Origin of the sequence: Pseudomonas sp. PDM14 (assembly GCF_014851905.1) — a bacterium.
Classification (GTDB): Bacteria; Pseudomonadota; Gammaproteobacteria; order Pseudomonadales; family Pseudomonadaceae; genus Aquipseudomonas.
Map to the genome: position 1 here is coordinate 126,835 of NZ_JACVAQ010000002.1, position 11,608 is coordinate 138,442.

At 65.0% G+C, this 11,608-nt stretch carries 7 protein-coding genes and 1 pseudogene; 4 read left to right on the forward strand and 4 right to left on the reverse strand.

Going from position 1 to position 11,608, the window contains the following annotated elements:
• Window positions 1–40: 40 nt before the first annotated feature.
• From htpG to IB229_RS13305, 4 genes are all read left to right on the forward strand, one after another.
• Entirely contained in the window at window positions 41–1,960 is a 1,920-nt protein-coding gene (gene htpG / locus IB229_RS13290) for a molecular chaperone HtpG (RefSeq protein WP_192329677.1), read from the forward strand.
• A gap of 239 nt (window positions 1,961–2,199) precedes the next feature.
• Window positions 2,200–5,898: a PAS domain S-box protein gene (locus IB229_RS13295; RefSeq protein ID WP_192329679.1), complete on the forward strand. Its 3,699-nt coding sequence runs from the start codon at window positions 2,200–2,202 to the stop codon at window positions 5,896–5,898.
• Window positions 5,895–6,890: a two-component system response regulator gene (locus IB229_RS13300; protein ID WP_192329681.1), complete on the forward strand. Its 996-nt coding sequence runs from the start codon at window positions 5,895–5,897 to the stop codon at window positions 6,888–6,890. Before IB229_RS13295 ends, IB229_RS13300 begins: the two co-directional genes overlap by 4 nt.
• A 173-nt stretch (window positions 6,891–7,063) precedes the next feature.
• A complete protein-coding gene (locus IB229_RS13305; RefSeq protein ID WP_192329683.1) occupies window positions 7,064–7,786 on the forward strand; it encodes a dienelactone hydrolase family protein in 723 nt (240 codons plus the stop codon).
• A gap of 7 nt (window positions 7,787–7,793) precedes the next feature.
• Here IB229_RS13305 and IB229_RS13310 read toward each other — a convergent pair whose 3' ends face one another.
• The 4 genes and pseudogenes from IB229_RS13310 to IB229_RS13325 all read right to left on the reverse strand — a co-directional run bounded on the left by IB229_RS13310 (window position 7,794) and on the right by IB229_RS13325 (window position 11,549).
• The gene (locus IB229_RS13310; RefSeq protein WP_192329685.1) at window positions 7,794–8,660 is read right to left on the reverse strand and encodes a pirin family protein; all 867 of its coding nucleotides are present in this window, start codon (window positions 8,658–8,660) and stop codon (window positions 7,794–7,796) included.
• 1 nt (window position 8,661) lies between these two features.
• A complete protein-coding gene (locus IB229_RS13315) occupies window positions 8,662–9,057 on the reverse strand; it encodes an OsmC family protein (RefSeq protein ID WP_192329687.1) in 396 nt (131 codons plus the stop codon).
• An 81-nt stretch (window positions 9,058–9,138) separates the two neighbouring features.
• Window positions 9,139–10,026: pseudogene (locus tag IB229_RS22300) on the reverse strand (methyl-accepting chemotaxis protein); the annotation flags it as partial.
• Between the two features lie 638 nt (window positions 10,027–10,664).
• Window positions 10,665–11,549 carry a substrate-binding periplasmic protein gene (locus tag IB229_RS13325; protein ID WP_192329691.1) on the reverse strand — a complete coding sequence of 295 codons (885 nt, stop codon included), beginning with the start codon at window positions 11,547–11,549 and terminating at the stop codon, window positions 10,665–10,667.
• Between the last annotated feature and the right edge of the window lie 59 nt (window positions 11,550–11,608).

An 11,608-nucleotide genomic window follows, 5' to 3' on the forward strand; every position in this document is an offset into this window, starting at 1 on the left:
CCGCGATTGCGGCCTGTCCTGCATGTGGAGTTAGACGACCATGAGTGTGGAAACTCAAAAAGAAACCCTGGGCTTCCAGACCGAGGTGAAGCAACTGCTTCACCTGATGATCCATTCGCTGTACTCGAACAAGGAAATCTTCCTGCGCGAGCTGATCTCCAACGCCTCCGACGCGGTGGACAAGCTGCGCTTCGAAGCGCTGGCCAAGCCCGAGCTGCTCGAGGGCGGCGGCGAGCTGAAGATTCGCCTGAGCTTCGACAAGGACGCCAAGACCGTCACCCTCGAGGACAACGGCATCGGCCTGAGCCGTGAAGAAGCGATCGCCCACCTGGGCACCATCGCCAAGTCCGGCACCGCCGACTTCATGAAGAACCTCACCGGCGACCAGAAGAAGGACTCGCACCTGATCGGTCAGTTCGGCGTGGGCTTCTACAGCGCCTTCATCGTCGCCGACAAGGTCGACGTGTACAGCCGCCGTGCCGGCCTCGCGGCCAGCGAAGGCGTGCACTGGTCGTCGAAGGGCGAGGGCGACTTCGAGGTCGCCACCATCGACAAGGCCGAGCGTGGCACGCGTATCGTCCTGCACCTCAAAAGCGGCGAAGACGAGTTCGCCGATGGCTGGCGCCTGCGCAACATCGTCAAGAAATACTCCGACCACATCGCCTTGCCGATCGAGCTGCCCAAGGACCCCATCTCTTCTCAAGAGCACGGCGAAGAGGCCGACAAGCCGGCTGAAGCCGAGTGGGAGACCGTCAACCGCGCCAGCGCGCTGTGGACCCGCTCGCGCAGCGAGGTGAAGGACGAGGAGTACCAGGAGTTCTACAAACACGTCGCCCACGACTACGAGAACCCGTTGGCCTGGAGCCACAACAAGGTCGAAGGCAAGCTGGAATACACCTCGCTGCTCTACGTACCAGGCCGCGCACCGTTCGACATGTACCAGCGTGAAGCGCCGAAAGGCCTCAAGCTTTACGTGCAGCGCGTGTTCATCATGGACCAGGCCGACGAGTTCCTGCCGCTGTACCTGCGCTTCATCAAGGGCGTGGTCGACTCCAATGACCTGTCGTTGAACATCTCCCGCGAGATCCTGCAGAAAGACCCGATCATCGAGTCGATGAAGTCGGCGCTGACCAAGCGTGTCCTCGACATGCTGGAGAAACTGGCGAAGAACGAGCCTGAGCAGTACAAGGCGTTCTGGAAGGCCTTCGGTCAGGTGCTCAAGGAAGGTCCGGCGGAAGACTTCGCCAACAAGGAGAAGATCGCCGGCCTGCTGCGCTTTGCCTCTACCGCCGGTAATGACGGCGAGCAGAACGTCTCGCTCACCGACTACCTGGCGCGGGTCAAGGAAGGTCAGGACAAGATCTACTACCTGACCGGCGAAACCTACGCGCAGGTGAAGAACAGCCCGCACCTGGAAGTCTTCCGCAAGAAAGGCATCGAAGTGCTGCTGCTCACCGACCGCATCGATGAGTGGCTGATGAGCTACCTGAGCGACTTCGACGGCAAGCAGTTCGTCGACGTGGCCCGTGGCGACCTCGACCTGGGCAAGCTGGACTCGGAAGAAGACAAGAAGGCCCAGGAAGAAATCGCCAAGACCAAGGAAGGCCTGGTCGAGCGCCTGAAAGGTGCGCTGGGTGAGCAGGTGGCCGAGGTGCGTGTCTCGCATCGCCTCACCGACTCGCCAGCCATCCTCGCCATCGGCGAGCAGGACCTGGGTCTGCAGATGCGCCAGATCCTCGAAGCCAGCGGGCAGAAAGTGCCGGATTCCAAGCCGATCTTCGAGATCAACCCGGCGCACCCGCTGATCGAGAAGCTCGATGCCGAGCCGGACGAGGATCGCTTCGTCGACCTCTCGCACATCCTCTTCGACCAGGCTGCCCTGGCCGCCGGCGACAGTCTGAAGGACCCGGCCGCTTATGTGCAGCGTCTGAACAAGCTGCTGGTCGAACTCTCCGCGTAAGCACCACCGCTCCAGGAAAAGGCCCGCTTGCTGCGGGCCTTTTCGTATCCGCTATTTTCTGCCGGACAGCGAATTTTTCGACCGTTTAGTCGAAAAATGATCTTTCTTCTGCCAATGAGCGGATTTTTCTGGCGGACCGGCATGGTGGCTAATTAATATCCAACTCCGTCACCCAGCCGATCTTTCCGCCGTCGGTTCCTGGTCATCAGCTTTTTCGTTGTGCAGTCGATGAGCCCGCCATGAATTACCTCTCCAGCCTGTTCATCGATGCCCGCGATCCGGGCCTGCTGCTGTATGGCAACCACAATCCCTGGCTGGTCGCCCTGTCGATCGGCATCGCCATCTTCGCCTCGGGCATGGCCCTGCAGGTGGCAGGCATGGCGCGCCTGAGCCGCAACACACTGTATCGGCAGATCGCCCTGATCACCGGCTCGCTGGCGCTCGGCGGCGGGGTCTGGGCCATGCACTTCATCGGTATGCTGGCGTTCGAGCTGTGCGCGCGGGTCGACTACCAGCCCGGCCTGACACTGCTGTCGCTGCTGCCGAGCCTCGGCGCGTCCTGGGTCGCCCTGCAGTTTCTCGCGCGTCGACAGATCAGCTGGCCGCAGCTCTGTATCGCCGGCGTGCTGGTCGGCGCCGGCATTGGCGCCATGCACTACACCGGCATGGCAGCCATGCAGATGGCGCCGCTGCTGCGCTACGACCCCTGGTGGTTCGCCCTGTCGATTCTAGTCGCGGTAGTACTGGCAATCCTTGCGCTGTGGGTGCGCTTCGGCCTGCGCGGGCGCCTGTCGTCCGGTCGGGCGATCATGGCCAGTGGCTGCGTCATGGGCCTGGCGATCGCCGGCATGCATTACACCGGCATGGCCGCCGCCCGTTTCATCGGTACGCCGGAGCTGTCCACCAACCAGGGCAACGCCGACAGTGTGTTCATCGCCCTGGCGGTGTCGCTGATCACCGTTTCCCTGACCATCTTCGTTGCGGGGGTCAATGGCCTGCTGCGTTATCGCCTGCTGTACCGGCAGATGCAGAACAACGAGCTGCGGATGCGCGCGATCCTCGATACCGCCGTCGACGGCGTGGTCATCATCGACGACAAGGGCATGATCGAGGGCCTCAATCCCGCTGCCGAGCGCCTGTATGGCTGGCAGAAGCATGAGCTGATCGGGAGGTCCGTCAATACGGTGATTCCGGCGAGCTACCACCTGGGCGACCCGAACTACCTGCCCAACCTGATGCGCCGAGGCGAGAGCGCCATCATCGGCGGCAGTCTTGAAGTGGAAGCGCAGCGCAAGAACGGCAGCCTGCTGCCGATCCGTCTGGCCATCGGTCTGGCTGACCTGCCGGGCAGGCAGTTGTATGTCGGCTTCATCAGCGATATCAGCGAAAACAAGGCGATGGAGCGGGCCTTGCGCGACAGCGAACAGCAGTACCGCTCGTTGATCCGCAACATCCCTGGCGTGTCGTTCCGCTGCCTGCTGGACGAAGACTGGACCATGCTGTTCATCAGCGAGGCGGTGGAACAGCTCACCGGCTGGGAGCCCGCAGCCTTCACCGAGCAACGCCTGGCTTTCAGCCGCCTGATCCACCCGGCTGACCGCGATGTGGTGGCCCAGCAGGTTCTCGATGCCTTCGACGCCGGGCGCAATTACGTGGTCGAGTACCGTCTGCAGCGCCGTGACGGCAGCGAGATCTGGGCTTGGGAAAGCGGCGGGGCGGTGGCCGATCAGTTCGGCCAGACCAAATGGATCGACGGGGTAATCCTCGACGTCACCGAAACCAAGCTGCGCAACGCCGAGTTCGAAGGCACGGTGACGGCCATCAGCCGCGCGCTGGCGGTGATCGAGTTCGACCTGTGCGGGCATATCCTCACCGCCAACCAGAACTTCCTCGATCTCATGGGCTACAGCCTGGAGGACATCCAGGGCCAGCATCACCGCATGTTCTGCGAGCAAACGTACATCGTCAGCCCGGAATACGAGGCGTTCTGGGCGCATTTGGGGCGCGGCGAGATCGACTCTGGCGAGTACCTGCGCCTGGGTAAGGACGGCAAGCAGGTATGGATCCAGGCTAGCTACAACCCGATCTTCAATGCCGAGGGCAAGCCGTTCAAGGTGGTCAAGTTCGCCACCGATATCAGCTTGCGCCGGGCGATGGAGAAAGAGCTGCGCGCCGAACGCGACCGCGCCGAGCAGGCGGCGGCGGCCAAGACCATTTTCCTGGCCAACATGAGCCATGAAATCCGCACGCCGATGAACGCCATCATCGGCTTCACCGATCTGCTTCTGGGCACTGCACTGGACGCCATGCAGCAGCGCCACCTCAACACTGTGCGCCACTCAGCACGCTCGTTACTCGGCCTGCTCAACGACATCCTCGACACCGCCAAGCTGGAAAAGGGCGCGCTGGAGCTGGAGCAGGTCGACTTCTCGCTGCACGAACTCTGCGAGCAGGTCTGTGCATCGCTGCGCCTCGGCGCGCAGAGCAAGGGCCTGAAGCTGAGCCTGGTGTACGACGACAGCCTCGGCGAGTTCTTCAAGGGCGATCCGCTGCGCATTCAGCAGGTGCTGACCAACCTGGTCGGTAACGCGGTCAAGTTCACCGAGCAGGGCTGGGTGCGTCTGGAAGTGACGGGGCACGATGGGCAGGTGGCACTGGCCGTGCGCGACAGCGGTATCGGTATTGCCGCCGACCGCCTGGAGCGTATCTTCGATCCCTTCGCCCAGGCGGATGCCTCCATGAGCCGGCGCTTCGGCGGCACCGGACTGGGCACCACCATTGCCCTGCAACTGGTCAAGCTGATGGGCGGCTCGCTGCAGGTGCAAAGTCAGCTGGGCGAGGGCAGCGTATTCACCGCGACACTGCCGTTGCAGGTCGGCCAGGCGGTTATCGCCGAACTGCAGGGCGTGGCCAGCGGTCTGCCGGCGTTGCGCATCCTGGCGGCGGACGATGTACCGCAGAACATCGAGTTGCTGGCGCTGACCCTCGGCCAGTTCGGCCATGAAGTCACCGTGGCGGCCGATGGCGAAGAAGCGGTGGCGGCTTTCCTCAAGGGCCGCTTCGATGTGGTGCTGATGGATGTGCAGATGCCGCGGGTCGACGGTCTGGAGGCGACCCGACGCATCCGCCGGCATGAGCAGGAGCTGGGCGTGGCGGCGACGCCGATCATCGCACTGACCGCCAGCGTGCTCGATCAGGACCGGCGCGCGGCCCGTGAGGCGGGCATGGATGGCTTTGCCTCCAAGCCGCTGGAAGTCGCCAAGTTGCTCGCCGAAATCGCCCGTGTCACCGGGGTCGCCCCGGAGTTCGTCGAGGCCTTGCAGGCCGAAGCGGCCAACGAGGTCGATGCGGTGATCGACTGGGCGCAAGGGGCGCGCCTGTGGGGCGATGCGCCGGCGCTGACCCTGGCGATCCGGCGCTTCTTGCAGGATAACGTCGGCGCCTTCGATCAGGTCGAACGTCTGCTGGTCCAGGCTGATGTGCCTGCAGCCGTCGAGCTCACGCACAAGGTCCGGGGCGCCGCCGGCAACCTTGCGCTGGTGCAGGTCAACCGGCTTGCCGGGCAACTGGAGCATGCGCTCAAGGCCGGCGCACTGGACGCGGCGGCGGATCTGCTGCCAGATTTATTGCATGCCGTGGCGCGGGTGCACGCCGAATTGCCGGAGAGCGCCGTTATCGCGCCGGCCCGCGACACAGCCGGGCTGGCCCTGGGGGCGCTGCAGCCGCTGGCCGAGCGGGCACGCGTCGCCCTGCAGCGCGGTGAACTGGATGAAGAGGCGTTGCACAGCCTGACCGGCAGCCTGGCGCTGCATGGGCAGGCAGTACGCGCCAGTGCCCTGGAAGGCGCGATCAATGATTTCGACTTCGACCACGCCGACGCGCTCCTCGCTGAGTTACTCGACTGGCTGGAGCAGCACGCCGGGGTTACACCGCAATGATCAAGCCCAACGATGCCCGTCCCACGCTCCTGCTGGTCGACGACGAAGCGACCAACCTGCAGGTGCTGCGGCATATCCTCCAGGACGACTACCGCCTGCTGTTCGCCAAGGATGGTGAGAAGGCACTGGAGCTGGCCTTTCGCGAGCAGCCGGATCTGGTGCTGCTCGACGTGATGATGCCGGGCATGACCGGCTACGAGGTTTGCACCACGCTCAAGCAAACGGCCAGCACGGCCGGTATTCCGGTGATCTTCGTCACCGCGCTGGCCGATACCGCCGACGAGGCCCGGGGCTTCGACGTTGGCGCCGTGGACTACATCACCAAGCCTGTGAGCCCGTTGATCGTCAAGGCCCGCGTGCGCACGCACCTGTCGCTGGTGCGGGTCGACGAGCTCAAGCAGACGCGCCTGCAGATCGTCCAGCGCCTCGGCCTGGCCGCCGAGTACAAGGACAACGAGACCGGCCTGCACGTCATCCGCATGAGCCACTATTCGCGCGTACTGGCCCTGGCCGCAGGCTTCAGTGAAACCGCGGCGGACGACCTGCTCAATGCCGCGCCGATGCACGATGTGGGCAAGATCGGCATTCCCGACGCCATTCTGCAGAAGAACGGCAAGCTCGATGACGCCGAGTGGGACGTGATGCGCAATCACGCCCAGATTGGCGCGGAGATCATTGGCGAGCACGAGTCCGGCCTGTTGCGCATGGCCCGCAGCATCGCCCTGACGCACCACGAGAAGTGGGACGGCAGCGGTTATCCCAACGGCCTGCGCGGTGAGGAAATCCCCCTGGAGGGACGCATCGTCGCGATCGCCGACGTGTTCGATGCGCTGACCAGCGTGCGCCCGTACAAGTCGGCCTGGACGGTGGAAGACACCCTGGCGCTGATCCAGCGCGAAAGCGGGCGGCATTTCGATCCGCAGCTGGTCGAGCTGTTCATCGAGCAGATGCCTGCGATTCTCGAGATCAAGGCGCGCTGGGCGGAGCATTGATAGCCCGCTGGCAGGCTTCCCGTCACTAGGCGCGCGCGCCTGAAGTGCTATCCCGCTCAGCGCGAGAGGTGCGATCGAAAGCCCATGTGCCAGACAGGTATCACAGACTTGTCAGGAACCTTTCCGCTGCGGCAGGGCCAACTACTCATCTTCCGCCGCAAACAGGGGCTTGCATGAGTCAGATCGTCAACCGCGCCGTGCGCTATGAGGTCGAAGGCCGTTCATTCGAGGGACGGCTGCTGTTCGATGGCTCCAGCCAGGGTGCGCGTCCAGGGCTGCTGATGGCGCCGAACTGGATGGGCGTTTCTGCACGCGCCATCGACATGGCCGAGCGCGTGGCCACGCGTGGTTACGTGGTGCTGGTAGCCGACCTGTATGGCGCCGATGTGCGCCCGCAGGATGCGCAGCAGGCGAGCGCCGCGATGATGGCGGTGAAAGACACACCGGCCCTGCGCCAGCGCATGCAGGCGGCGTTGATGACCTTGCGCGAGCAGCGCGATATCCCGCTGGACGCAGCGCGCCTGGCCACTTTCGGCTTCTGCTTTGGCGGTCACTGCACCCTGGAGCTGGCCCGTTCAGGCGCTGAGGTGCAGGCGTCGATATCCTTCCACGGCACATTGAGCACTGCCGACCCGGCCGATGCACTGAACATCAAGGGCGCGGTACTGGTGCTCGATGGCGCCGCCGACCCCCTGGTACCACGTGAGCAGTTGGGCGAGTTCGTCGCCGAGATGCTTCTGGCCGACGTTGACTGGCAGCTGAGCAGCTTCGCCGGGGCCGTGCATTCCTTCACCGACCCGCTCGCCAATACGCCCGGCCGCATGCAGTACGACGCCAGAGCTTCGCAGCGCGCCTTCGCCGCAATGTACGAGCTGCTCGACGAGGTTTTCGCCTAGCTGCGCGTCATGGCCGTCGCGGCAGCTCAATGCGTGCGTCTTCGCCCGGCACGCGTGGCCAGTCGCCATCCGCCCAGCGTTGCCGGGCCTGCTCCAGCACGAGCGGATCACTGGCGATGAAATTCCAGAACATCCGTAGCGGCCCCAGCGGCTCCCCGCCGATCAGTACCAGGTGGCATTCGCTGCAGGCGATCAGGGTCATGGCTTCGCCTTCCGGCAACACTGCCAGCCCGTGCAGGGGCAGGTCGCTGTCTTCCAGCTGGGCGTCACCGTCGATCAGGTACAGTGCCCGTTCGCGGTGTTCCGCCGGAATCAGCAGGCTGGCGCCGGCCTGCAGGTGCAGCTCGGCGTACAGCGTGGGCGAGCGCACGGCCACTGGCGACTGCAGGCAGAAACCGTTGCCGGCGATCAGGCGGATCGTCACGCCCAGGCTGTCGCTGACTGGCAGGCTCGCTGCCGGGTAGTGCGCATAGCTCGGATCGCCTTGTTCGTCGGCCTGGGGCAATGCCAGCCAGACCTGCAAACCATGCAGGGTCGAGCCGCTGGCGCGCAGCGCCGCCGGGGTTCGTTCGACATGCGCCACGGCACGGCCAGCGGTCATCCAGCTGACGTCACCGGGTTGCACCAACTGGTCCGAGCCGAGGCTGTCCTTGTGCTGCAGCGCGCCGTCGAACAGGTAGGTGAGGGTAGACAGGCCGATGTGTGGGTGCGCGTTGATGTTCATCCCACTGCCGGGCGCGTAGGTCTGCTCCAGCATGTGGTCGAAGAACACGAACGGGCCGATGCTGCGGCACTTGGCCGACGGCAGCGGACGCAGGATCGGTTGGCCGGCGATGTCCTCGGCGCGCGGCTGGATCAGCAGCAGGCCACTCATCTCAGGCATCGCTCAGGCGGGTGCTGACGACGACGTCGGTCTCGGTCATCAGCTTGTGCACCGGGCACTTGTCAGCGATGCGCAGCAGCTGTTCGCGCTGGGCGTCGTCGAGTGCGCCATGCAGCTGCAGCGCGACGTTGAGGCGGTAGGTGCCCTTGCGTTCCTCGCTGTCGTCGCGACTGACCTGCACGTCGACGTTGTCCAGGGCGATGCCTTTCTGCCGCGCGTACAGCGCCAGGGTCAGCGCCTTGCAGGCACCGAGGGCGGCGTCGAACAGGTCGTGGGGTTCCGGTGCCGAGGCGGCGCCGCCGAAGGCGACTGGCACGTCGCTGTGCAGAGTGTGTTCGCCGATGGTGATGCGCTGGCGCAGGCCGCTTTCCGTGGTGATCTCGATCATGACAACTCCTGGGCTGGTCGGGAGGCACCAGCCTAGCCCAGGAATCGTCCGCAGCCTACCGCCAACACGCGGGCAACGGCTCTAGACCAGCGCTGAGAGGCGCACGTCAGCACCCAACACACGTTGCAGGCGACCATCCGCCCCGCGGATCGGCACCGATACGGTGAAGCAGAAATCGTCGGTGGCCGAAGAGCGGTAGACCTGGGTGATGTGACTCTGCAGCGAGTCCGCCACGGCGCGGAACCACGGACGCTGGCTCCAGTTGCGGCCGCGGCAGGACGGGCCGTCCTGATGCGCCACGTCGCTGGCGAAGATGTTGTCGGAGAGCTGCACGCCGTTGCCGTCGACCAGGTAGAACAGCTCGAAGCGGGCATCGCGACGCAGGGTGTCGACGAGCAGGCGCTCGGCACCGGCGACATCACCGGCCAGTGGGGCCTGGCTGGCGAGTTGCTCGACGCTGGATTGCACCGCGCGGTGCAGTTCCAGGCGGAAGTCGCCGAGCCCCTGCAGCAGGCGGTCGCCATCTTCGCGCACCGCCTTGCTGTGACGCAGCACCTGACCGGCCTTGCCAAGCAGGTCGCCGGCAACCTGGGCAATTTGCTGTACATCGCCATTGATCGAGCGCACGGCCTGGCCGATCTGCTCGGTGCCGGTGGCGATGTGGCCGACGCGCTCGTCGAGACGGTCCATCACGTCGCGGGTGCTGTCCAGACCATTGCCGACCTGCAGCATACCCAGGCGACCGTCGTCGACGGCCTGGTGCATGCGTTCGCCGGCGCTGCTCAGTTGCTGCATGCCTTCGCGAAAGCGTTCGATGATGGTGCTGACCTGGCCGGTGGCCTCGGTGGTATGGCCGGCCAGGCGACGCACCTCTTCGGCGACCACGGCGAAGCCGCGGCCATGCTCGCCGGCGCGGGCGGCCTCGATGGCGGCGTTGAGCGCGAGCAGGTTGGTCTGCTGGGAAATGCTGGCGATCACGCCAATGACCTTGCTGACTTCCTCCAGCTGCGAGCTGAGGTTGCCGATCACCTGGCCCAGATCGCTTTCGCAGGCGCCAATCACGTCGACCTGGCGCAGTACATCCTGGCCGCTCTGCTGGCACTGGCGCAGGGTGCTGGAGACCTCGCCGGAGAGGCGGGCGACTTCGGCGGCGCCGGGCACCAGTTCGACATCGAGGGTGGTAGTGACCTGTTCGCTGGCGCTGGCGATCAGCTCCGAGGATTGCGCCAGGCTCTGCCCGCTTTCCTGGTTGGCGCTGGCGATGGTCGCCAGTTGCGGGGCGTGCGCGGCGATGCCCACGGCGGCGCCGAGGCTGGTGCGGATGCGCTGGTGCAGGCTGTCGCTGAAGCGGTTGAGGCGGCCCATCCAGGGCTGATTTTCCGGTAGGCGGGTGGTCAGATCATGGCTGTTGAACAGCGCGCTGAGGGCTTCTTCGTCCCGAGTACGCTGCGATGGTTTGCGCAGTAGCTGCAGCATGGCGAATCTCCTGAGGTCTGCAGTCCGCCGTGCAAGCACGGTGCCAGCATCTGTGATGGCTGTCACAAGGCTGGCGTCAGCCCAACGGCGCTTTCGTGCGCCATTTCAAGGCGATTCGCTGACGTGGTGCGCTATTTGGAGGCGGCGCCAACGCCCGATCTAGAGTTTGTGGGGTGGTACCAGAGCTGTTCGCGCAGGAGCGGGATGTTGTCGGGCAGGTCAGGGTTCTGCAATTCGATGATGCGGCGCTTGTCGAGCCCGGCCTGGCGGATGGCGTCGCCATGATGCTGCTGGAACAGGCGCTCGAAACTGCCGTCGGCGATCATCTTTTCCAGGCCGCTCTCGATGGCTTCGGCCAGGTCGGCGCGAGCGCGTGAGGTGAAGAAATAGAACGCGGTGGGGTAGTGCAGGACGATGTGCTCGTCGACCTCCAGGGCCAGGCCTTCCTTGTGCGCTTCGGCCTGTTCGCTCCAGGCCACCACCACCTCACGCGGAAAGACATCGAAGCGCCCGGCATCGAGCATGCGGAACAGGCTGGCGTAGCTCTGGCTGGTCACCACCTGCAGGCCGTTGCTGCGCAGGATCGCGGTGTCTGGCCAGTCGGCGCGCTGGCCGAAGCGCATCGGTCGCAGGTCGGCCAGGCTATCGACCGATTTCAGCCAGTGCTGGTCCTCGCGGCGAACCAGCGCCACGCGCCAGCCGATCAGGCCTTTATAAATCGGGATGCGGATCGGCAGCAGGGTGTTTTCCCGCTCGCGGGTGGTCATGGTCCACATCAGCTGCACGGCGCCGTCGTTGTGCTCCAGCGAGCGCTGCGCGCGACTTTGCGGCATGGCCTGGTCGGAGGCGCGCAGTTGATAGTCGCCGCCACTCTTGGTCAGCGCCTGACGCAGCAGCTCGACCACGTAGGCTTCCGGGTCGGTACCGGTAGAGTGCAGCGGATAGACCAGCGTCTCGCCGGCGAACAACGGCGGGGCGCAGAACAGCAGAAGACCGAGCAGGCGGGCGAATGACATGCAGCGACTCATCGAGGATGGCAACGCACCATGATGGCGCCTCGCGCGGCGTCTTGCCA